The 23,274-nt window shown below is 66.4% G+C and carries 13 protein-coding genes (1 of these 13 cut by a window edge); 6 read left to right on the top strand and 7 right to left on the bottom strand.

Features of this window, described 5'->3' with window-relative positions; all coding sequences use genetic code 11:
• Positions 1-408 precede the first annotated feature (408 nt).
• The 4 genes from DL240_RS15990 to DL240_RS15975 all read left to right on the top strand — a co-directional run bounded on the left by DL240_RS15990 (position 409) and on the right by DL240_RS15975 (position 7,250).
• Complete coding sequence (locus DL240_RS15990) at positions 409-669, top strand: acyl carrier protein (protein WP_111730908.1); 261 nt, start codon at positions 409-411, stop codon at positions 667-669.
• Complete coding sequence (locus DL240_RS15985) at positions 666-2,558, top strand: enoyl-CoA hydratase/isomerase family protein (RefSeq protein WP_111730907.1); 1,893 nt, start codon at positions 666-668, stop codon at positions 2,556-2,558. The genes DL240_RS15990 and DL240_RS15985 overlap by 4 nt, the downstream gene beginning before the upstream one ends.
• 34 nt (positions 2,559-2,592) lie before the next feature.
• Positions 2,593-4,467 carry an AMP-binding protein gene (locus DL240_RS15980; RefSeq protein WP_111730906.1) on the top strand — a complete coding sequence of 625 codons (1,875 nt, stop codon included), beginning with the start codon at positions 2,593-2,595 and terminating at the stop codon, positions 4,465-4,467.
• 152 nt (positions 4,468-4,619) lie between these two features.
• A complete protein-coding gene (locus DL240_RS15975) occupies positions 4,620-7,250 on the top strand; it encodes a response regulator (RefSeq protein ID WP_111730905.1) in 2,631 nt (876 codons plus the stop codon).
• Positions 7,251-7,803: 553 nt separating this feature from the next.
• Here the strand turns inward: DL240_RS15975 and DL240_RS20805 are convergent.
• Genes DL240_RS20805 through DL240_RS15960 form a run of 3 tightly spaced genes read right to left on the bottom strand, consistent with a single transcriptional unit; the run spans position 7,804 to position 16,773 of the window.
• Positions 7,804-9,129, bottom strand: coding sequence for an Lnb N-terminal periplasmic domain-containing protein (locus DL240_RS20805; protein ID WP_146618348.1), 1,326 nt, complete (start codon positions 9,127-9,129; stop codon positions 7,804-7,806).
• Positions 9,126-12,488, bottom strand: a complete 3,363-nt coding sequence (locus DL240_RS15965; RefSeq protein WP_158542635.1) for a POTRA domain-containing protein — start codon at positions 12,486-12,488, stop codon at positions 9,126-9,128. Before DL240_RS15965 ends, DL240_RS20805 begins: the two co-directional genes overlap by 4 nt.
• Before the next feature lie 31 nt (positions 12,489-12,519).
• A complete protein-coding gene (locus tag DL240_RS15960; RefSeq protein WP_111730902.1) occupies positions 12,520-16,773 on the bottom strand; it encodes a translocation/assembly module TamB domain-containing protein in 4,254 nt (1,417 codons plus the stop codon).
• 285 nt (positions 16,774-17,058) lie between these two features.
• On the opposite strand from DL240_RS15960, the gene DL240_RS20985 reads away from it, so the two are divergent.
• Positions 17,059-17,490: a sigma factor-like helix-turn-helix DNA-binding protein gene (locus tag DL240_RS20985; RefSeq protein WP_111730901.1), complete on the top strand. Its 432-nt coding sequence runs from the start codon at positions 17,059-17,061 to the stop codon at positions 17,488-17,490.
• 83 nt (positions 17,491-17,573) lie between these two features.
• Here the strand turns inward: DL240_RS20985 and DL240_RS15950 are convergent, their stop codons facing one another.
• Positions 17,574-19,301 (bottom strand): Ig-like domain-containing protein, encoded by a 1,728-nt coding sequence (locus DL240_RS15950; RefSeq protein WP_158542633.1) that lies wholly within the window; start codon positions 19,299-19,301, stop codon positions 17,574-17,576.
• A gap of 461 nt (positions 19,302-19,762) precedes the next feature.
• On the opposite strand from DL240_RS15950, the gene DL240_RS15945 reads away from it, so the two are divergent.
• Positions 19,763-21,352, top strand: a complete 1,590-nt coding sequence (locus tag DL240_RS15945) for a hypothetical protein (protein WP_111730899.1) — start codon at positions 19,763-19,765, stop codon at positions 21,350-21,352.
• On the opposite strand, the gene DL240_RS15940 is transcribed toward DL240_RS15945, so the two are convergent.
• The 3 genes from DL240_RS15940 to DL240_RS15930 form a co-directional block, all read right to left on the bottom strand.
• Positions 21,349-21,831 carry an FKBP-type peptidyl-prolyl cis-trans isomerase gene (locus DL240_RS15940; protein WP_111730898.1) on the bottom strand — a complete coding sequence of 161 codons (483 nt, stop codon included), beginning with the start codon at positions 21,829-21,831 and terminating at the stop codon, positions 21,349-21,351. The two genes, DL240_RS15945 and DL240_RS15940, sit on opposite strands and share 4 nt — an antisense overlap.
• A 74-nt stretch (positions 21,832-21,905) precedes the next feature.
• Entirely contained in the window at positions 21,906-22,829 is a 924-nt protein-coding gene (locus DL240_RS15935) for a hypothetical protein (protein ID WP_146618347.1), read from the bottom strand.
• 125 nt (positions 22,830-22,954) lie between these two features.
• Positions 22,955-23,274, bottom strand: partial view of a hypothetical protein gene (locus DL240_RS15930; RefSeq protein WP_111730896.1) — the 3' portion only. It continues 307 nt past the right edge of the window; the window shows 320 of its 627 coding nt (coding positions 308-627); the start codon falls outside the window, past its right edge; it ends in the stop codon at positions 22,955-22,957.

Genomic DNA, 23,274 nt, shown 5'->3' with positions numbered 1-23,274 from the left:
CGCCTAAAACACAGCACCACATTACACCTGTCGCGCGCAGCGAGGCGTTAAACACACAAAAACCATTCCTGAATGTTCTTAACTCGAAGGGTATAACCCGGACCTTCCACCCGTCAACAAATTCCATATCCACCGCAAAACACAGGGCAAAAACCTCCCCGCACTTTTTCACGAACCATCCATCCCCTTTCAACAACTCCCTCACCCTTCGGATCCCCGGAGCCCGACAAGATCAATTCCCCCTCCCCAAACCATCCGCGCAAAAATTGCACCAAACCCTCAAATAAAGAATACAAAAATATCCTTGCAACACGTTCAACACCCTACATACTTAACCCATCAACGATCCCAACACGCGCTCCACCAACTCTCATGTGCCCGACTGGGCTCATGCACCCGAGGTGACCTGTGAGTGAGACCTTCGCCACCGTCGAGAAGGCCATACGTGCCGCCGCATCCAACCCTCTTCCCGAGACGATCCGCAAAGATCATTCCTTTCTACTCGACCTGGGATTCGATTCGCTGACCATCACCGTGCTCACCCTGGAGTTGGAGCACTTTGTAGGCCAGCCCGTCCTCTTAAACCGCTGGGTAGAGTCGGCCTCCAACCCCACCGATCTCACCGTGGGCTCGCTCTGCGCCTACCTCGAACAAGTGGTGAGCGTATGAACCGGCCCGCCGTCTTTACCGCCTCTCATGACGATCGCGGCCTGCTCCGGGTGTGCATGAATACGCCCGGCAGCGAGGTCAATATCTTCAGCGCGCAGGCCGCCCACGAGCTCGTCGCGCTGATGGCCAACATCAACCCGGAACGCACCCGGGCGGTGGTCTTTACCTCCGGCAAGGAGCGCAGCTTCATCAACGGCGCCCAGCTCATGCTGGCCAGCGCCGTGCAATCCCCCGGGAGCATCTTCGCACTCACCGCCCTGCTCCGACAGGCCTACCAGGCCGTCCACAGCTGCCCGGTCCCCACCATCGCGGTGGTCACCGGCAGCTGCTACGGCTGCGGCGTGGAGTTCTCGCTCAATTGCGATGTGCGCCTGGCGCTCGACAGCCCCGACGCCACCTTTTACATGACCGAGATCGCCGATTACTTGAACACCCCGGCCTTTGGCAGCACCCAGCGCCTGCCCCGAATGATGGGGCTGCACCACGGCCTGGGCTTCCTGCTCTGGGGCCACCGCCTCTGGGGCGCCCGCGCCCTGGAACAGGGCCTGATCGATGCCCTGCTCCCCATCGACGACACCGCCGCGGCCATTGAGACCGCCATCGACGCCCTGCTCCAGGGCACCCTCTCGCCACACACCCCGGTCGTCGAAAGCACCGCCAGCATCGAACAGGTCGAGGCCCACACCCGCGCCCGCATCGCGCAGCTCCCCACCGAGTACCACCGGGTCTACACCCGCTGCCTGGAGCTGATGGTCCACGCCGCCCACCGGGCCGGCGCCCCGCCCTGCGAAGACGACTTCCGCCGCGAACTCACCCGCGCCGGCGAAACGCTGGTCGAGCCTCAGGCCCAGGCCGCCCGCTCCTTTCTCTACCTGCGCCAGGTCGCCGAACGGGTCCACGTCCGCCGCACCCCGCCGCGCCGCGATCTCCTCCTCGAACTCGATGGCGCCGACGACGGCGCGGCTTCTGCCCTCCTGCACGAACTCCACCAGCGACCGCTGCGCCGCGTGCACCACCCCGACACCGCGCCCCCCGCGCTCGACTCCCCGCTGCCCATCACCCTGCTCGACCCCGACCGCCCGCGTCCCCTGCCCCTGGACGACGCCTGCACCATCGCCGTCCACGCCGGCCCCCCGGGCTCTCCCCTGCCCGATTCCCCCAACCTGGAGCTGCGCCGCCCCCTGCCGGCCCTCTCCCTGGCTGATTCCGAGCAGCTCACCCCCGGCACCGGCACTCGCCCCCTTCTGGAGCTGCGCCTGCCCGAGAAACCCGTCCCCGCCCTGGCCCACGTCTTTGAGTGGCTCGACGCCGCCGGCTTCTGCGTGATCTTCACCCGGGCCCGCGATCGCTTCCTCAGCGACCGCTTCCTCCTGACCACCCTCTGCCCCCTGGTGACCGCCGCGGCCGAAGGCGTCTCGGTGGCCGACATCGAGGCCACGCTCACCCACATCGGCATGGTCCCCTCGCCACTGACCCACCTGCGCCAGAACCTCACCCTGGCCGAACTCACCCCCCGGCTGGCCGCCGATCTCTGCGCACTCAACCTCCACGACACCCGCCAGGCCCTCAACGCCCTGCAGACCCCGGCCGCCGAGCCCGGAGAGCCCAACGAGCACCTGGCTGCCGCCATCCACCTCCACCTGCTGCACCTGATCGAGACCACCCGGGCCTCCCGAGAGCTCGCCCACCCCACCATCGCCGACGTCATCGCCCGCGAACTTCTGGGCTACCCGGTCGGGCGCACCAGCCTCTGCGAGTACCTCCGCCCCGACACCGTGGCCCGGCTCGCCAGCCCCTTCTTCAGCGGCGAAGCCCCGGCCTGGGTCTCCCCCCGGATGCTCGACGCCGTCCGCGCGTTCATCGACCAAAACCGCCCCTACTACGCCTGAGCCTCCCACCGCCCTCCGAGGTACCGAGGACACCATGTCGACCGCCCCCCTCTCCGAAGCACACCCCTCCCCGGCCTGGACTCGCCAGGACCAGGCCGGCGCCACCCCCGACCACGTACTCGCCAACCTGCCCGCCCCCGACCAATCCCTCACCGCGATCTTCGCACGCCGCGCCCGCACCACCCCCGAGGCCACATCCTTCTTCGAGGTCACCCCGGGCACCGCCGGCCCCGAGGCCCGGGCGCTGAGCTTTGCCTCGATGCTGGAGCAGGTCCAACGCGCCCGGGCCGCCCTCTCCCAGCACAACGTGGGCCCCGGAGAGCGCGTGATCCTCTCGCTCGACAGCATCGAGCACTTCATGGCCTTCTTTCTCGGCGCCATGACCCTGGGGGCCATCCCGGTCCCCCTGCCCCCGCTCACCGAACTCAAACTCTCGCGCAGTTTCAGCGAACGCATCCGCGCGGTCTGCGCCGACTGCGACCCCCGCGCCCTGGTCGCCGACCACCGCGAGCGCTGGAACGAACTTGACCTCGACAGCCTGGGCCAGGCCACCCTCCTCGACAGCGCCCGGGCCCTGGCCCAGGCTCGCCACACCCCCATCCCCGATTCCGACTGGCAACGCCCCCTGGAGCAGACCGCCTACCTGCAGTACACCAGCGGCTCCACCGGCTCGCCAAAGGGCGTCATCGTCACCCACGGCAACGTCGTGGCCAACCTGCGCGCCTCCACCCTGGCCGGCCATTTCTCCCCCGAAGACCGCTCCTTCTCCTGGCTGCCCCTCTTCCACGACATGGGGCTCATCGGCGGCCCCCTCCTGGGACTCTTCGTCGGTTTTGCCCCCTACCTGATGCGCCCCGCCGACTTTGTCGCCCGCCCCGACAGCTGGCTCAAAGGCATCACCCGCTTTAAAGCCACCTTCATCGTCGCCCCCAACTTCGCCTACGCGCTGGTCGCCCAGAAACTCCCCGAGCGCCTGCTCCAGGGCATCGACCTCTCCTCGGTCCGCCTGGCTTTCAACGGCGCCGAACCCATCGACCACCGCACCGTCAACCGCTTCCTCGATCGCTTCGAGCCCCACGGCTTCCAGCGCCAGGCCTTCTTCCCGGTCTACGGGCTGGCCGAGGCCACCCTGGCCGTGGCCTTCCCACACCCCAACACCCCGGTGCGCTTCGATGTGATCGAGCGCGCGGCCTGGTCTACCCAACGCCTCGCCACCCCCTGCGCCCCCGACCACCCCGACGCTCTGACCTCAGTCAGCGTGGGCTTTATCGTCCCCAAACACACCCTGATCATCCGCGACCTCGACACCCACCAGCCCCTGGGCGAACGCCACGTCGGCCTGGTCTGCGTGCGCGGCCCCTCTGTCAGCCCCGGCTACTTCGCCAAGCCCACCGAGCACCACGGCGAGCTGCCCACCGGTGACATCGGCTACGTCGCCGACGGGGAGCTCTACATCGTCGATCGCCTCAAAGACCTCATCATCATCGCCGGACAGAACTTCGCCCCCTCCGATATCGAGCGCGAGATCGGCCGCATCAAAGGCCTGCGCCTGGCCCGCGTCGTCGCCTTCACCGAACCCAACGAACTGGGCACCGAGGCCCTCCACCTGGTCTGTGAGATCTCTCCCGGCACCTGGCGCCCCTTCGAGCAGATCGAGCGCCAGGTCCGCCAGACCCTCCAGCACCATTTTGGCCTCGCCCTGGCAAAGCTGCGCCTGGTCCCCCCCGGCTCGATCCCCAAAACCTCCAGCGGAAAAATCAAACGCCGCCACACCCAGCACCTGGCCCGCACCGGCCAGCTCAAAGACGCCCGCGACTGGCCCACCCTGCTCAAAACCCGCGTCGAACACCTCCAGAAAAAGGCCCGCCTCCTCGCGGCCCTTGTCCTGGAGCGCACCCGCCGGTTATGACGGTAGAAGTACGAATACAACTTGCCACGCTTGATACCGAGAGCCCCGGAGCTGCCCGCAGTCCGACGCGCTCTCGCGTGTGCGCCCCCAGCCGGCGCACACGCTCCTGTGTATCCATCATCTAAACGCCCCGGCTTACGAGGTACCGGACCATGAGCTCGACCCACCCTGCCGCCGACGTCGGCCTGCTCGACGCGCTGCTCGCACGCATTGCCCCCAACTTCGCTTCCGCATCCCCCGAACAAGCCTTCCGCGCCAAGATCGTCATCGTCTTCTCCCTGGCCCTGGCCATCTGGGCGCCGGTGTACTCGGTGATCATGTACGCCCTCTCCAGCACCTGGTTCAGCGGGGTGGGCGTGATGATCTGCGCCGGCACCGTCTGCGCCTCCATCGCCATGCTACGCCGGGGCGTCAGCTTCCACTTCATCGGCAACTGGCTGGCCTTCAACGTCTACTGGTGCATGCTCTTTGTGACCATGGTCGCCGGCTTTGGCTCCCCGCCCCTGCTCTGGCTCTCGGTGGTCCCTATGCTGGCGATCCTGGTGGCCAACATCCGCTCCGGCGTCGTCTGGCTTGTCTTAAGCCTGACGGCCTCGGCCATCTACTACATCAACGTCCTCGCCGGCGCCGAGCGATCCACCTCGCTTGGGGAGCGCGAGTCGATCATCTTTGAGATGACCGTGCTGGCCGGCCTCTACGTGCTGGTGTTGAGCATGACCCTGGCCTACGAGGCCCTCAAAAACTGGGCGATCACCCAGATGCAACGCCGCGAAGCCCACACCCGCGCCATCGTCGAAACCGCCGCCGATGGCATCCTCACCCTCACCCTCAACGGCCAGATCGAAGACCTCAACCCGGCCGCCGCCCGCATCTTCGGCTACTCCCAGGGCGCCATCGTCAGCTCCCCCTTCTCCGCCATCGTCCCGGCCATCTCCGGGCGCCCCCCCGAGCTCAGCGCCCTCCAGCAGGACATCTCCACCGAGGAGGAGTTGGCCGAGCGCCAGACCCTCTTCTCCGACGATGACCCGGTGGGCCTGCCCGCCTGGGAGGGCGCCCTCTACGAATCCGACGCCGTGCGCGCCGACGGGGAGCGCTTCCCCGTCGAACTCTCCGTCTCCCCCATCGAAAACGACGTCGATGAGCGCCGCGTGGTCATCCTGCGCGACATCACCGCCCGCCGACAGGCCGAGATCGAGCTGCGCGAGGCCCGCGACGCCGCCCTCCAGGCCTCCGAGGCCAAGAGCGCCTTCTTGGCCAATACCAGCCACGAACTGCGCACCCCGCTCAACGCCATCATCGGCTACAGCGAACTCATCAGCGAAGAGATGGCCTTAGAAGGCCAGGACGAGTACCTCGACGACCTCCAGAAAATCGGCTCCGCCGCCAACCACCTCCTCAGCCTGATCAACGGCATCCTCGATCTGGCCAAGATCGAGGCCGGCAAAATGGACATGTACCTGGAGACCATCAACCTCCCCGATCTCATCCAGAACGTGCAGGCCACCATCACCCCCCTGGTCGAAAAAAACGGCAACCGCTTCAGCGTCGACGCCCAGCTCGCCCCCGCCGCCATGGTCGTCGACCACACCAAGCTGCGGCAGATCCTCTTTAACCTCCTCTCCAACGCCGCCAAATTCACCCACAAATCGGTCGTCCGCCTCCAGATCTACAGCGAGTCCCTCGACCACCGCGACTGGTGCGTCTTCGAGGTCCAGGACCGCGGCATCGGCATCCCCCAAGAAAAACTCGAAAAACTCTTCGACGCCTTCACCCAGGCCGACGAATCCACCACCCGCAAATTCGGCGGCACCGGCCTGGGCCTGACCATCACCCGCCATTTCACCGAAATGATGGGCGGCACCATCTCCGCCACCAGCACCCTGGGCGAAGGCTCCACCTTCCGGGTGCGCCTGCCCCTGAAGGTCGAACAGGCCGTCAACGATCCCCTGGAACTCGACGAAGCCCTCGACCTCCCCGGCCCTCGCCTCCCCGCCGACGCCCCCTCGGTCCTGATCATCGACGACGACCCCACCGTCCACGCCCTGATGCGCCGCTTCCTCAACCGCGAGGGCTACCGCGTAAACTCGGCGCTCAGCGGCTCCGAGGGCCTGGAGATGGCCCGGGAGCTCCAGCCCCACGTCATCACCCTCGACGTGATGATGCCCGAGATGGACGGCTGGACCGTCCTCACCCGCCTCAAAGCCGACCCGGAGGTCTCCCAGATCCCGGTCGTCATGCTCACCATCGTCTCCAACAAGAGCATGGGCTACGCCCTGGGCGCCTCCGAGTACCTCCTCAAACCGGTGGACCGCGCCCGCCTGACCAACGTGCTCGAAACCTTCGGTCAGGGCCGCGCCCACGAGCGCAGCCTGATGATCGTCGAAGACGACGACGCCACCCGCGACGTCCTGGAGCGCACCGTCATTCAGGCCGGCTGGAGCGTTAACAGCGCCCCCAACGGCCGCGTCGCCATGGAACTCCTCCAGGAAGGCATGATGCCCGGGCTGATCCTCCTGGACCTGATGATGCCCGAGATGGACGGCTTCGAGGTCCTCGACCGCCTCCAGGAAAACCCCGACTGGCGCGACATCCCGGTGGTCGTCGTCACCGCCATGGACCTCAACGAGCGCGAGCGCGCCAAACTCACCAAACGCGTCCACCACGTGCTCAATAAAGGCCAGTACAGCCGCGATGAGCTCCTGGCCCTGGTCCGCGATGCCGTCCACCGCGGCACCCGCGCCCCCTCGGTGCGCACCCTGACCCCCTCCACCGAATCGGCCTGACCCGCCCCCCCGCAACGCCCCTCCAAACAACAAGGCTCCCCCTCCCCGGGGAGCCTTGTTTCACTCTGCCCCCCACTCTCCCCCCTTCTCACTACCCTCGCGTCGGTACTTCACCCACACCTTGACCCCTTCTCCTAACCCTCGCGACGGCGCTCCACCCACACCTTGACCCCTTCTCCCTACCCGGAAAATCTCTTCTGCCCCCGCTCCTCTCCCCTGCTCCTAACCCGAAACATCTCTTCTGACCGACGCGCGCCGGCTGCCCGGAGCCCTCGCGTCGGCACTCGCCACCCACCCTTGACCCTTCTCCCTACCCTCGCGTCGGCGCTCGCCATTCACCACCGAGCCTCCTCCCAACCCTTTCGCGGGCACGCCAACGACGCGCTTACCCCTTATGCCCCCCCTCAGGCCGGCACTCCCAAGACGCGCTTCCCCCTTTGCCCCCCCCTCGCGCTCTCGCTCCCAACGCGCCCCGAAGGTGCTCGCTACCCTGATGCCGGCGCTCCTCAGGCTCGCCAGGGCAGCGACGTACCCTCACCGGGGAGGTGCCCCCTCAGGCCGCTGGCGCCCCCTCCCGGGCGCCTTTCGTGGCCAGAATCACCCCCAGAGTGTTGAGCAAAATCCAGGGGAAGAGCAGCCCCAGGGGAATCGACATATCCTGATAGATCGCCGGAACCACCAGCCCGAGCACCTGCAGTCCCAGCGCCAAACTGGCCAGCCCCAGGAGCACCTTCCAGGTGGTAAGCGCCCGACGTGCCGCGTCGGCAGACCCCAGCATCACCCGCACCCCCTGCCCCCCGGCCCACAGGGTGAGCGGGTTGGCCAGCAGCACATTCAGGTTCCAGAAGGTCACCTCGTGATCGGTAAAGCTCGCCATCACAAAGAGCCCGGTGCCCAGCCCCCCCATCAAGAGCCCCATTCCGGCCAGATGCGCCCCCCACATCACTCGCCGCACCCGCGTGGCGCGCCGCCCGTAGGCCCGACCCCAAACCAGCCCCCCGGCCCCCAGCACCACGCCCACCACCAGCCAGATCGGCCAGTGGGTCGGCGGCACCTGGGGCACCGGCTCCCGGCTGGAGCGATGCACCTGGTGGGTGCGCAGCACCAGCGGCTGCTCGTTGCCCTGGGCATCCACCCAGCTGAAATCGAGCACCGCCTCCTCGAGCACTTCCGGCAAGAACATCGCGTCCCAGGCCGCGATCTCCCGGTCGATATCCCCGTTCATCAAAAACATCAGCAGCCAGTCCATCGGCATCATATGCTGACTGTGCCTGCGGGTATGCCCGCGCAACGTCAGGGGGTCGGCCCGGTCAAAGGCCTCCTTAAACTGCCCGCCCACCGCCTGATCGATGATGTCGCGCACCCGCGTGGCGCAGTTATCGTCGTAGTGATGATAGAGGTAATCGCGATTCTCCGGGCGCACGTTATCGGCCAGAAAAGCCGCCATCTCGGCCCGCTTCTCCGGGGGCAGGTTCAGCTCGATCACCCGCACATCCCGATCCTCCTGGATGTAAAACTGGTAGGTCGGCGCCACCGGTGCCGCCGCCACCCAGAACTCCAGGCGCCCCATCGCAAAGCGCCGCAGCATCCCCTGATCAAACGAGAACATCCCGTAGTTGTAGAGCCGCGCCACGTTGAGCCGGCGATCCTCGACCACCAGCGCCGTATGCCCGAACCACTGCGGGATCGGATCGCCCGGGCTAAAGGTCGCCAGGCTCACCACCAGATCCTCCGGGCGGCTTACCCCCTGGGCCCAGGGCTCGTTGGCGGCCGCGGCCGACCCGACCCCGCCCAGCCACAGCGCCACCGTGGTGGCCAGCATCATCACCAGGCGCGCCGGCGCCCCCTTCCATCGCGTACCACGCGTGTCTCGACTCAAAACGAATACCCGAGGTTAAAGTGCACGCTGCCAAAACTCTCCCCGGGGCGCCGGTCCAGCACCACCCCGTAGTCGAACAGCAGCGGGATCTGGTCAAAGATGAGATAGCGAAGCCCCAGCCCCACCGAGCTGCGCACCTGGGAGAAGGGCGCCCCGGCCGGGAAGGCATTTTTCAAACAACGCCCCGAGCTGCGCTGACCGGCCTCATCGAAGCAGTCGACCAGCAGCCCGGCGTCAAAAAACGTGGCCCCGTACACGTTCCATTCCTTGAGCAAGGGGTAACGCAGCTCCGCGGTATAGCTCAGCAGGAACTCCCCGCCCAGCGGCTGCTGACGCAGCCCCACCGGCCCGAGCACATTGGCCGGAAACCCCCGCACCGTGCCCACCCCGCCCAGATAAAAGCGCTCGTCCGGCGGCACCATCGCCTGGCGACCGGCCAGGGGCACCACCTGCCCGTAGCGCAGCCCCTGCCCCAGCACAAAATCGCCCCCCAGCCCCACAAACCCGCTCAGCGCCGCGCTCATCCGCAAATAGCTATCCCCCAGAAACTCCTCCCCATCGACCCCCAGCGCATCCCCGCTGACCAGCTCCGGCTTGAGCTCCAGATAAAACCCCCGCCGCGGGTTCAGCGGACTGTCCCGGCGATCGAAGCTGATCTCCGGCAGCAGCTTGGCGGTGGCCCGCCACTCCGAGAACACCCGCTCCCCGTTGATCCGCGGATCGTTGGCCGTCCAGGTCTGAGCCCGCTTGCCCTCCACGCCCAGCGTCACGTAGAGGCGCTCGCTGATCTCGGCCAGCTCCTTGCGCAGTTCCAGGCGCACGCCCATCTCCTGGCGTAACACCTGATCGTAGGTCACCCCCAGCAGGTCGTAGAGGTAAAAGGGCGTCACCGTCAGATGCAGCTGATCGATGCCCGTGCTCCCCTTGAGAAAACGCGGGTGGCTGTAGATCAGCTCCGCGCCGAACAAGAAATCCAGCCCTCGATTCCCGGCGTCGCCCTCCCCGGCGGCCTGCGCCAGCTGCGCCAGCTCCAGGGTATCCACCGCCGAGATCAACCGCGGCCGAAAGCGCTGCCCGGTGCCCAGCAGGTTGTGGTTGGTGAACTGCACCTCCCCGGTCAGCAACAGGCGCCGCCCGTCGCCCACCAGATCGCGCCCCTCCAGACCAACGCTAAACTCCAAAAAGCGCGCCCGCGACTCCTCCACCGTGATGATCAGCGCCGCCTCCAGGGTCTCCGCCCGGCGATCGGCCTCCTCCAGCCCGATCGTCTCAATGCTCACCGAGTCAAAGATCCCCAGCTGACGCATGTTCCCCTGGCCCTCGATGAGCTTCTGCACATCGAAGCGATCACCGGTCTTCAACGGCAACTCGCGGTAGATCACCTCCGAGCGGGTATTGAAATTCCCCCGCAAAAGCACCTCCCCCACCTCCACCCGCGGGCCTTCGTCGATAGTGTGGCGCACCCGCACCCGGGAAGCCATCACCCCGCCGCTGAACGCGCAGGCCGGGCTCCTCTCAATCCGCGCACAGGCCAGCGTCGGGGTCGCCCCCTCGCGCCACTCGCAGCGCCCCTGGTCCAGCTCCGAAAAACTCATCGCCCGACACTGCGCCGGCAGCTGCGGCGCCTCGCAGGGCACCTCCTCGCCAGTGAGCAGCCGACAGCTCGTCTCCACCCGCGCCAGCGGGTAGCCGATCTGGCCATAGTACTGCGAGATCCGCGACTGATCGGCGCGCACGTTCACCGGCACAAAAGCATCGCCGGCCCGCACCCCCAGCATCGCCTCCAACGTGCCGGCCGGCAGCGCGCGCGCCCCGCTGACATCCACCCGATCCACCTGCGTGATCTCTCCGGGGCGAGCCTCCACATGCACCTGCATCCCGCCCCCCGAGCTGTCGAGCTCCAGCAGGTAGATCGGTACCTGCGCCTGGAGATACCCCTGCCCGCGCAGACGCTCCTCCAGCCCGCTCATATCCGCCAGCAACTGCTCACTCTGCAGGTACCCGGCCGCATCAAAGAGCCCGTAGGGCTGCGTCCCGAACTCCGCCAGCAACACGTCTTCCTCCGCCGCCAACGCGCTGGTCCCATGCAAGCGCACCCCGTTGATCTGCACCCGGGGCCCCTCCTCGATCCGAAAAACCAGCCGACGGTTGAGCCGGTCTTCCACGATCTCCTCCCCCTCCACCGCCGCAAAAGGGTAGCCGCGGGTCTCATAGAGCTGGCGAATCGCCCCCTCCGCCGCCCGGATCTCATCGGCATCGACGTAGCCCGAGGCAAAAAAGGGCAGCTGCTCGGTGAGCGTACCCTCGTCAAAGAGCCGGCTCCCCTCAAAGCTCAACGCCCAGAAGGGCCCCTCATCCACCTCCAGCAGCAGGCGCACGCAGCCCTCCTCCCCGCTCTCCTCCACCTGCTGGTAGACCACCCGCGCCCGAAAGTACCCGCGCCGACGGTACTCCGCGATCAGCGCATCGCGCCCGGCCCGCACCGTCTCGGTGGTGTAGGTCGGAAGCACCAGGGGCACCCGCCGGGCCAGCACCGAGACATTGGTCAAGAGCAGCTCCTGGGCCCGGGCGGTGGTCATCCCCCGCACCCCGCGCAGCCCGATCTCGCAGATCGAGCGCTCCTGGCCCCGCACCACCTTAAAGACCAGGTCCACCAGGTGGCGCTGCTCCGGCACCGGACTCACCTCCATACTCACTTCGGTGTCGTAGTAGCCCTCGCTCTCAAAGATCCCGGCCAGGCTGGCCAGTTGCGCCTCGGCCCGCTCCGGACTCTCCACAAACACCTGCCCCGGGCGATACATCAGCACCTTGCGCAGCTCGCTCTCAAAGGGCGGAGGCTTCAGCCCCTCAAAACGCACACGCCGGATCAACACTGCCCCCTGAGCCTCCATCGCGATGAAGACCGACTGCCCCACCTGACGCCGCTCCACGCTCACCGCCGAGAAGAACCCGGTCTTCAACAGCCGGCGCTCCGCCCGCGCCATGGCCTCCTGGCTGTAGGGCTGCCCCACATAAAGTCCGCTGATATCCCGAAAGCGCTCCTCCCCCAGCGCCTGCCGACACAGGTCCAGATCGCAGCTAAAGGAGAAGCGCCCGATGCGCAGCCCCTCAAAGCGCTCCCCGGCCTTCTGCGCGGCCTGCTGCTCCTCAAAAATCCCGGGCAAGGGGTTCAAGGGGCTGATCGCGCCCGGCTCTCCCGCCGCCTCGGCGCCCGCCTCATCCGGACCACCGGACGCCGGGGCCTCCTGAGCCCCCGCCGCCCCGATCCACGCGAAGAGCACCAGCACCACCGCCCACACACACCCCGGCCACCGCGCCCCGCTGCCTGCCCCCCTCGCCATGTCTACCGACTGCTCCACGCCTGCTCCGACCGCCCATCCACGTCTGTCATTAATCCAGCGGCAGCCGGTAGCGCAGCTTCAGATCGATCAAAAACTGCTGAGTCTCCGTGCGGCTGCGCTCGCTGAGCTCGGTCGACCAGCGGTCGCTTAAGCGGTACTTCAGCTGATACTGCTGCCCGCCGGTGGCATCGGCAAAGCCGGTATCGAGCTGAAAACGCCAGGACAGCCGCCGGGTGAGCGCATCGCCGATGCGCACCTGGGTACGCTCCACCCCGGGCATGATCGTGAACTCCTCCACCTTGACCACGTCCTGAATCTCCCGCTCCAGCCGCCCGAGCAACGGACCCAGGGCGATCTCCAGCGTCGGCCGACTCGCGCTGGAAGCGGTGAGCTGATCGACGGTGCACCCGGTCAGGAGCAGGCTCAAAATGTCGCGCTGGTCGGCGTATGGGTTGCTCTCCATGAGCAGGTCCAGGTTATTGAGGTAGCCGCGAATGTTCATGATGATGTGATAATACTCCTGACCGGTGGCGTCGAGGTTGGAGCTGAGCATCATCGTCGAGTTTCTCTCATCGAGGAAATCCGCCTCCCGACAGGTGTTGCGCACATCTGCCCCGGCCACGATATCGAGGTAGGGGTTGCCCACATCATCATCAAAACGCACCGAGCCCGAGCGCACCTCGAAGGCCTCGCCCTGAAAGGCCACCTGCCCGTCGATCACGTCGATCGTCCCCGAGATCCGCGGCGCCACCAGCGTGTCGCGCAACCGCAGATCGAAGCGAAACTCCAGATCGAGTTCCAGACGCTCCACCAGGCTCTGCAACCGGAACCCGTCGCGCGCCCGCACGTTGAGGTCAAAGCGCACATCGTTCAGCGCCGGGATCAGCTCAAAGAGGCTCTGTTCATAGCGCCGGGCCTGCCGGTTAAACGCCCCGAACACCCGCCCGGCCAGCTCCTGCTCCACAATGCGCACCCGCTGGGTGTAGAGCCCGTCCAGAATGTTGAAATCGCCGCTCACCAGCCAGGTCTCCCACCGCTGCCAGTCCTCCGCCTGCATGCGCAGGTTGGTATCAAAGGCCAGCTGCGCCATCTCCGGGATGCGGTAGCTCATATTGTGGCTCCACATCTGCAGATCGAGCCGCCGCGGCTGATCGGCCAGATACCCGATGGTCCCGGCCACCCGGGTCTGCCCTCCCAGCACGATGCCCGCCAGCGGGCGCTCGGCGGGAATCTCAATGCCCGCATCGCTGAAGATCATCTGCCCACCCTGCAAACTCAGCGGCTCGGGTAACGCCCGCAGGTCCCACTCGCTGGCCCCAAACTCAATGGAGCCCTCCGCCAGAAAGTTCTCCGGCGGACCGCTCACCCGCATGTCCATCGTGGCGCTGCCCTGGGCCTCCACAAAGAAGTCCGGAAAATACTCCGGGAACCCGGCCCGCACGCTGTCGAGAAGCGCCAGATCCACCTCTCCATCCACCCGCACATCCATCAGCCGCGGCTCCAACATGATGCCCCCGGTCAGATTGAAGTAGCGCCCCCCGCTGCCCAGCGTGGCCTGCTGAAACTGGATCAACTCCCCGTTATTATACCCCACAGCCACCGGCCCGCGGTTGGTGATCACCTGCCCCCGGCTCTCCACCTCCAGCTGCGTCAGATAGAAGAGCGCCTGATGACGCGAGAAATCCCGCTCGATAAACACCTCGCTCACCCCGCTGACCTGCGCCTCGTCGAGCATCTCATTGGCCCGTAACTCCGGCAGAAAGGCCATCAAATCGAGCTCCTCCATGCCCACCCGCGCGTAGTAGGGCGACGAGCCATCCAGGGGCAGCTCCATCGAAACCGACACCCAGGGCAAGAGCCCCCCCGCCAGGTGCACCACCCCGTCCAGGGTATGAATGGCGGTGGCCACATCGCCGTACACCCGCCCGTCCAGCGCCAGGTCGCGGACCTCGGCCCCGCCCGAGAAGATCGGCTCGCGCACGCTCCCCTGCCCCTTGAGGTAGAAGCGCCCCTGCCCGGCTACCGACATCGGCAGCTCGTAGAGCTCACGCACCTCGGCCAGCTCAATCGACTGCCCCTCCAACTCCACGTCGAGCGCGCCGGCATAGCCGTAGCGACCGCTGATGGAGAAACGCCCCGCCGAACCGAAGTTGGCCCAGGTTCGCTCCAGCTCCACCCCCTGCGGGTCAAAACGCCCCCGGGCCCGCGCCCGCTCCAGCGCCTGGCCGCGCACCGAGCCATCTCGCCAGCGCGCATCAAACGCCCCGGAGAACCCCTGCAGCGCGCCTCCCAGCTCGACCTCGGCGTCGAGCTTGCCGGTGGCCATCAACTGGTCGTGAATCTCCTGACTTAAGAGCGCCAGCTCCAGCCCCCGAACCTCCACATCGAGATCCACCGGCTGCCAGGCCCGCCGCTCCCACACCGGCCAGGGCGCCGGCGCCCCGGGCGCCGGCGGGCCGGCCATCCACCCCACTCGCCCCTTCGCTCTGAGATCCCCGAAGTTCGAGTCAAACTCCCCCCGGCGGATGATCACATCGCCATCCTCGATCTCCAGATCCAGCGCCAGGCGATCGCCAACCAACAGGTTATCCTCATCCAGACGCCAGCCCGGCTGAGCCATGCGCAGGCTCAGCGCCAGCTCCGGACTCCCCACAAAGCCCTTCATCGTCATCTCAAGATCGGCCGGCCCGCTCAGCCCGCCCATCCCGTAGTACGCCGCGTACGGCGTCATATCGGCCAGCCTCCCGGTAAAGCGCGGGGGCGGCCCGGCATGCGCGTCGATGCGCATCGAGGCGATCTCCTGGACGTAGTTCCGCAGCTGCAGGCGGTCCTCCCCCGAACGCACCCGGGCAAAGGGCACCCCCACCCGCCAGGGATCCAGCCACACCTGACTGCCCCGCTCCAACACCAGCTCCCGGTTGGGAAAGAGCAGATCGTTATCCCGCACCAGACGCACGCGACTGGCGACCTCCACCTGCGCAAAGCGGCTATGCGCCGCATACAACAACGCAAAGGGCGTCTCCGGATCAGGCCGCGAGCTCGCCGGCAACTCCCCGGTCAGCATCACCTCCCCGGCGAGTGCCCCGTGCAAAAAGGGCTGATCCTGATTCAGGGCGCCGGCCACCAGGGCCGGGTCCACACCCTTAAGCGCGGCGTGTGCCCCGAAACGCTGCTCCAGAATGTTGAAAAACGCGTCGAAGACCTCGATCTCCCCCTGATAGAACTCCCCACGCAGGTCGCTGGTCGTCACAAAACGATTATTCAGCGCCAGCGTGCCCTCCAACCCCTCGAAGTAGAGACCGTTGCCCTCCAGCACGTTGACATCCACCTCGGCACGACCCCGCACCTCCTCCAGGCTCCCGGTCAACTCCAGGTCCAGGCGCTCGATGTCAAAATGCAGATTATCCTGCAAAAAATACTGCAGAAGCGGGCTATGAAAGGGCGCCGAGAGCCGTCCCCAGGCATCGTAAAACATCCCTCCGCCCTCAGCCCGCTCCCCGCCCGGAAAGGTCATCCGCCCCCCGAAGATCAGCCCGAACCCCTCAACATCGGCCTCCACCCGCTCCACCGCAAAGCCCTTGTTGGCCCACTGCCAGCCCTCCAGCGCAAAATCACGCACCTTGAAGGTCCAGTCGCCGCGCTCCTGCGGAAAATAAAAGAGCTCCGGCTTAAACCGAAAGTCGGCCTCGGCGATGTGGAGCGCATCCACATTGATGAGCACCGTCTCCGGCTCCACATACACGCTGCCCCCATCGATCACGATATCGGGCACCCGGAAGTCAAAGCGCTGCTCGGCAAACTCAAAATCAGCGTCTTGCAGATGCACCCGGGCAAAGCCCACCGACAGGGGCACCTCCTTCTCCGGGTCCCGCTCCTCGTCGCCGATCCCCAGCGCCCGCAAAATATTGAGGCGCCCCCCCTCATCAAAGTGGAGCCCGATACGCGGCTCGCGCACCCGGGCCTCCTCAAACTCCAACCGCCCCCCGATCAGCATCAACGCACTCAGGTCGGCGTAGAGCTCCGGGGCCTCGATCACCGGCTCGCGCTCCGGCGTCATCAGCCGGGCCTGATATCCGCGCACCGTGGTCAGGCTCGGGCCGAGCGCGGCGTACTCAAACTCCAGATGCCCCTTGAGCACCCGATGCAGCTGCCCCTGAACCCCGCGCCAGACCGCGGGATGGTTCGCCCCGAAATACACCAGGGCCCAGAGCGAGAGCAGCGTGAGCGCAGGCACAAAGAAGATCAGCGGGATCTTCACGTAGCTTCGGTAGACCCGAAACTGAATGTCGTCCAGAAGTGCCATGACTGCTCTGCTGCCGAGCGACCACCGGTCGCCCTCCTATCGGTCGCGCATACGCGCAACCACTCCTCGTCGCGCGCCACTCTACCACCATTGCCCCCGCGCTCCGAGCGCGGCCCGGGCCGCCTCCCGGCTTCCTCTCGACGCGCGCTCCCGACCCCGAATTCACCCCCAAAACCGCCTCCCGGGCCCGCTCACCGCCGCGGTTGACACAGAGAAGAGGCGCGGCTTACCTTCGGCTAGCGTAACTTTCCCTGATCGCCAACCCTTTTGAGGCAGTCGACGCGCATGGCCGAGAATAAAAAGCGACGGCGGACCGCCAACAAACGCGGCGCCCGAAAAGGGCTCCGCCGCAGCAAAACGATCGCCCTCAAAAAGCTCTCCGAGGCCGAACGTCAGGAGATCGCCGAGGTCTTCAACTCCATCGAGAGCAAGCGCCCCGCCCACCGCGACCAGTGCCGCATGGCCGAGCGCCCCTGCCCCTACGTCTCGTGTAAGTACCACCTCTACCTCGACGTCAACCCCAACACCGGCTCCATCAAGCTCAACTTCCCCGGGCTCGAAGTCTGGGAGCTCTCCGAGACCTGCGCGCTGGACGTCGCCGACCGTGGCGGCATCACCCTCGAAGAGGTCGGGGAGCTCTTAAACCTCACCCGCGAGCGCATCCGTCAGGTCGAAGCCACCGGGCTGGAGAAATTGCGCGACGAATACGACGACTAAGGGGCCCGCTGCACAGCCCCCCCAAGAAACGCCAAAAGCGCGTCCGCTCCCGGACGCGCTTTTTTTGTGGCTCCACCTTGTCCTCAGAAGCCTGGCACCTCGCGCACCGCCCCCTCGCCAGGGCCACACTGCCCCTCATCCCCCCGGCCGAAACAATAGAGGCGCCCCGACGCCGCCAGCGCACAGCTATGCTGGCCGCCGGCGCCCACATCCACAAAACTGCCCTCCGAAAGCGTCACCGGCACAGGAGCCAGCACCCGGTCCTGCGACGGCCCGGCCTGCCCCGAGCGGCTGTCTCCCCAGCAGTGCACCTCCGAGCCATCCAGGGTCACCGCACACCCGTGGCTCGCCCCGATCGAAATCTTCTGAAAGCGCGCCTCGGTGCTGGCCTCGACAGGCGCCCCGCTCGTTGCCTGATCCCCCGTTCCCAGCTGCCCCAGACCGTTGCGCCCCCAGCAGTAAAGCTGCCCCCCGACATCCAGACCACAGAAGTGCCGTCGAGCGCCGGCCATCTGCACAAACGCCACCTGCGTAGCCAGGGGCATCGGCTCACCGATTACGTCGGGCGCCTCCTCATCTACCAGACTCAATAACAGATCTTTCTGCCAGCCCCAGCAAGCCACCTCCCCGCTCGGGCTTGTCGCACAACCCACCGGGTAGGCCGTGGCCACCAGCACAGCCTCATACGCATCGCCCCCGATCACCATCGGACTATCGTACACCCCCGGATAGCCATCCGCCGGCACACGTCCGATCTGCCCGGAGTTATTGATCCCCCAGCAGTACACCCGCGCGCTGGCATCGTGCACCCCACAGGTGTACGCCAGCCCGGAGTCCATCCGCGAAAGCTCCAGCGCCTCCGCACCAGCAGCCGTGCGTCGAATCACCTGCGTCGGCTCCAGCACTCGCCGCGTCTCCTCTCCGATCGGCTGCCCCGATTGCCCCTGCGCATTATTGCCCCAGCAGTAGACCCCGCCCTGAGCCCCGATCCCACAGACGAAGTCTTTCCCGGCGCTCAACGCCTCAAACCGAAGCCCACCCAGGATCTCCCGCGGCTCCGCGCGCGCCTCCGTCGTACCATCCCCCAGCTGCCCGGCCTCATTGGCCCCCCAACAATACGCCCGACGAGCACCGGAGAGGCCACAGCTAAACATCTCGCCAGGCGTCACGTCGCGCCAGACAAAGTACACTTCCACTTCCAGCGACGCGCGCACCTCACCGGCCTGCGCCGACACCTGCGCCCGGCCGCTGGCGATCCCCTGAACGCGCCCTTCATCATCCACCCGAAGCACGCTCTCATCGCTCGACTCCCAGCGCAGCGCCCGCGCCGCCGTGGGCGCCTCCAACGCATCAAAAAAAGCGACCTCCACCACCCCTTCGGCCCCTACATGAACGCGCGACGACTCCAGGCTCAGCTCCAAACGCGCCAGGGGCGCCGCCACGGCAACCCGGGCACGGGCCTCCTGTCCTCCATCGGCCGACGAAGCGCGAATCACCCCCTCGCCATAACTTATCGCCTGGACCTGGCCCGAGGCATCCACCTCCACCGCGGCCGAATCACTGGACCAGCGCAATTCCTGCTCCACCGCGCGCTCTCCCTCCAAACTTCGCCACACCGCCCGCAATTCGGCACGCTCTCCCAGGCTCAGCACCAACTCATCCGGCCGAAGCTCCAGGCGTTCCTCCCCGGGACACAATCCGCAATCCACGAGCTCACCGCAGCGATCTTCAACCCAACCGCATCCGCCGGCTGCCTGACAATCCACCGGCTCCTCTTCGCAGCTGGGGGCGTCTTCTCCCCCATCAGGCAACTCGCCAGCATCCCCACGAAAACGCGGCTGAAACAGGTCTGGGTCCTCAATACAACCGCCACAAAGCACCATCAGCAATGCCACAGCTATCCAACACCCTATCCCGCCGACCGGCACCCCACGCCGCCTCGTCACGACACTCGCTCGCATACCGCCTCCACGGCTACACAAAGGCCACCTCACCATCGACGCTGAGCCTAGCACAGCCCTGATGACGCAAAAACCATAGCCTGATAGCAACTTACATCCCCCCCGAGCCCCCAACCTCGACAGCCTGGCCACGCCCCCCCTCCCCGAAGTCGAGCTGCTCGCCACCTAATCACTCCAACGCCCGGCCTTAGCCCCCGCAGGCCGCGCTACTCGCATGCCAGGGGCCATTTTCTGGCGCCCGAGTCCCCCGACGCTACACTCCCCCCCAGGCAAGCACACACCTTCCGGGACCCCAGCCCTCGCCACTCCTTATGGCCTCTCTCTCATCTCGCACGCGCGCCATCCTTCTGGCCGCCTCGCTGGCGCTCGTCGCCCTGGCAACCATCCTGTTATGGCCTCGCCAGGCCCCGCCACCGCCCGCCGAAGTCGACCTCCCCGAGCCCCCCGCCATTCCGTCCATCGAATGGCCCCATGCCGAGGATGCCCCCGAACTCACCTGGACTCCGGGGGCTCCCGCCACGCTTCGATGGCCCGACGGAATGCGTTTTGCCCCCACCCCGGCGCCTACTTCTCACTACTGGGACTTCTCCCACCTCGTGATCGGCCCGTGGCACGCGCTGGATGCTCGCTCCGATAATGGCGACCGAGCCACCTGGTGGATCGCCCCGGGGAACCCCCAGGCGATTCTGGAACTCCACGTCGATCTGGAACGCGGCGACTGGCTCCTGGACCTCCCACAGGGAGCGCTACGCGCCTACCCCACCGACCTCCTCGCTGCCACAGACGACCTCTCTCAGATCGCCACAACGCCCGTAGTGGGGCTGACGATTAAGACCGCCACCATTCCCCTCACCCTGACCATTCAGGGGCCTGCGCTGGCCTACGTGGAGTCAGAAGGCAATCGCCGACGCCTTCGCCTCGCCCCCCTGCCTCGCCACTGCGAAAGCCTCGCCAGCCAACCCGTCGATCTCCGCCTTACGCTCACCCTCGGCGATGTCCCGGTTCCCGTCCCTCGGCTGGCTCCGGAACACGCCCGTACGCAGCTGATCCCCATCTTTGTGGAGCCGCCCAACAGTGGTGGCGATCCTTGGGAGGAGGGACGTGCCCGCACGCCGCTCGAACTCGCCAGGCGCATCCGCGCCCTGACCTTCGGGCACTCCGATCCCGAAGACCCGCGCTACGGAAACGGCGGCCTCCTCTACCAGCATATCGGTGCAAGCTTCGCCATACCGGCCGACTGGTGGGAGGCCCCTCCCATCACCCGGCTTCGCAACGACCTGAGCGATACCCCGATGGAATTCATCCTGGCCACTGACATCCCGGAAGACGCCCCCTCAACGCTCCCCCTGCGCACCGACGCTCCGGTGGAATGCGCCACAATCGCCGAACGCTCCTTCGTACTCGCCACTCCCACCACAGATGCGGCCCCGGTGAACCTCGGGGCCTGGCTGCCGCAGATGCCGCAGTTCCGCGCGCTTCCTCCCCAGCGTGACGACATCCTCCGTACCCTGGTTCCCCAGGTCGGCCACACCGGTGGATTACGCCCGGGACGGCTCACGATTGTGGAAGCTCCCCTGGTCGCCTCACGCAACCCCCTGGTCGATAGCTACCAGCACACCCTGCTGGTCCCCGAACGCCAGGGACACTGGACCCTCCACGAAGACATGATTCGCGCACTGGTGGGCTTCGAATTCCGTGAAGACCGCCCGGAACTCGCCATCACCGCACTCGCCACACGAGCCCGTGCCCAGAACTCCGCCCGGACCCCGATCCTGTGGCAGCCCGGCGGAAGCCTGACCTCCACAGAGGCGCTGCTTCTCTCGCCGCAGACCATCGCACCAGCCTCCGACGAGCCCCTGCCTACGGGCCCCTCGCCCCTGCGCTGGCAATTCGCCCCCTAAAGACGCAACCCGTGCGGCAACGTCTGAGGCCCCATCGCCTCCAGCTCTCGGTAACTGGCCACGCGGACTTCCACGATCTCTCCGCGGTAGGTCAGCTCTCGGCCGGCCAACGGATGGTTCCCATCCACCACCACCTCGTCGGCCCCGACCTCTTTGATACAAAAAAGAACCGTCCCGTAATCAATCCCCAGCCCGTGGTCGTCGATCCCCAACTCCAGACGAGCCCCGACGACCAGTGAGACATCGGACGGAAAACGCCACCGAGGAACCCGCTGACACAGGCGCTCCTCATATCGCCCAAAAGCCTCTCCCGGCTTCAGTGTCACGCAGAACTTCTCTCCCACATGAAGCCCGCTGAGCTTGTGCTCCAGCGCCGGCAAGATCTGCTCGTAACCGTGGATATAAAAGCGTGGACGATCGCGGCCGACCTCCTCCACAAGCTCGCCGCACTCGTCGCACACCTTATACGCTAACCCCACCCTGCAATCGCGCCTTACCCTCATCCCGGACCTCGACCGCTTGTATACTTCTCCTCAGCGGCCTGCTCCCGGGCTCAACCTGCGTGCTCCAGCTCCGCACGCACGCTCTCGAGCACCCGTGTTGACCAGAGATCCTGCGGCCCCGACTCCGCCTCGGCCAGCGCATCCCTTGCTTCTTGATGCCTCGCCAAAGCCGAGAGCAGCCACGCGCGCAACGCCGCCAACTCACTCCTGCGTGCTGGAATCTCGTCGCCAACCCTGGCTTCGACAAGCGCAAGCATCGCCAGCGCGTCGCCGTGCTCGGCCCCCTCTCCGGCAAACTCCACCATCGCCAACGTTCGCGTGATGCGTGCCCTGGGATGACCGGCATCAGCCCACAACGCCCGCGTCATCTCCTCCTCATAGGCCTTCATATCGCCCTCCCGAAGCGCCAACTCTGCCAGACACGCCCGCAACGCGGCCTGACGCCGGCCCTTCCCAAGGTCCTGCCCCAGCGCCGCTACCTGCTCCCGCACGCCCAGCCGATCATCTCGCCGCAACGCAACCTCGACTCCCCAGCGCCTCAACTCCGCCTGATAGTAGCTCGGTGCAAAACGCAGCCCCTCTCCCACGACCTTCTCGCAATCTTGATAACGCCCCTGCCCCAGCAGCGCTCTGGCCCACACCCCACAATGATTTGCTGCTTCCCGCCGGCTCCTCATCCACGAGGGACGCCCCCGCCGAGACGCATAACGCTCCGCAGCCTCCAGCTCCCCGCGCTCCAGCAAAAAATGCCCCACATGAACCCGCAACACCAGGTGCGCCAGCAAGAACACATAGGGCACCAACATCATGCTTAACGCCCGCGGCCGAAAAAACGCCTCCCAGCTCTCCCACCCCGGCTGCGCGGAGAGCCAGGCCCCCACCAGAAACGTCAACGCCAGCCCCAGACCTACGCCGCCCACCATCGACACCAGCGCCGGATAAGCCCGCGTCCACAACGCACTCCGCTTCTTCAAACGCACACCCTTCGCAGCCGCTCCGACCGCCTACGTCTATTACTATCGCCATCACACACGCTGCGTCCCACGTCCCCACCCCACCCGGGCGACCGCCCCCCCCCGCGGCGTACCTACGCTCTCATCTAACAATGCGCCAGATAACACTGCGCCTCAGATGCCTGATACACACTCTCCGCAATGCTCTCCGCCAGCGGTGCCACCGCATCGACCAGATCACCGTCCAATCCCACCGGATCAAGCACCTCTTTCCAGGCGAACTCGTTATCCTCCCCACAGCCCGACCACAACGAGTACCCCCAGCGATCCGGCTCGTACCCCCGCCACAAAGCGACATACAGGTGCTCCGCCTCACAGAAGAGATGATTCGCCGGATCCTTCAGCGACTCATCAACCAGCACCTTCGAGCGATAGTTCAACCCTTCGTGCTCGCTGAACTTCTTTG

The organism is Lujinxingia litoralis, from assembly GCF_003260125.1.
Taxonomy (GTDB): Bacteria; Myxococcota_A; Bradymonadia; order Bradymonadales; family Bradymonadaceae; genus Lujinxingia; species Lujinxingia litoralis.
Note: the sequence above shows the minus strand (reverse complement) of the source record. Positions and strands in the feature narration are given on the sequence as shown.

Excerpts from the sequence above, each read along its gene's own strand:
- DL240_RS20985 (WP_111730901.1), top strand. The coding sequence starts at position 17,059 with ATGGCCGAGAATAAAAAGCGACGGCGGACCGCCAACAAACGCGGCGCC.
- DL240_RS15985 (WP_111730907.1), top strand. The coding sequence starts at position 666 with ATGAACCGGCCCGCCGTCTTTACCGCCTCTCATGACGATCGCGGCCTG.
- DL240_RS15980 (WP_111730906.1), top strand. The coding sequence starts at position 2,593 with ATGTCGACCGCCCCCCTCTCCGAAGCACACCCCTCCCCGGCCTGGACT.
- DL240_RS15960 (WP_111730902.1), bottom strand. The coding sequence starts at position 16,773 with ATGGCACTTCTGGACGACATTCAGTTTCGGGTCTACCGAAGCTACGTG.
- DL240_RS15975 (WP_111730905.1), top strand. The coding sequence starts at position 4,620 with ATGAGCTCGACCCACCCTGCCGCCGACGTCGGCCTGCTCGACGCGCTG.
- DL240_RS15945 (WP_111730899.1), top strand. The coding sequence starts at position 19,763 with ATGGCCTCTCTCTCATCTCGCACGCGCGCCATCCTTCTGGCCGCCTCG.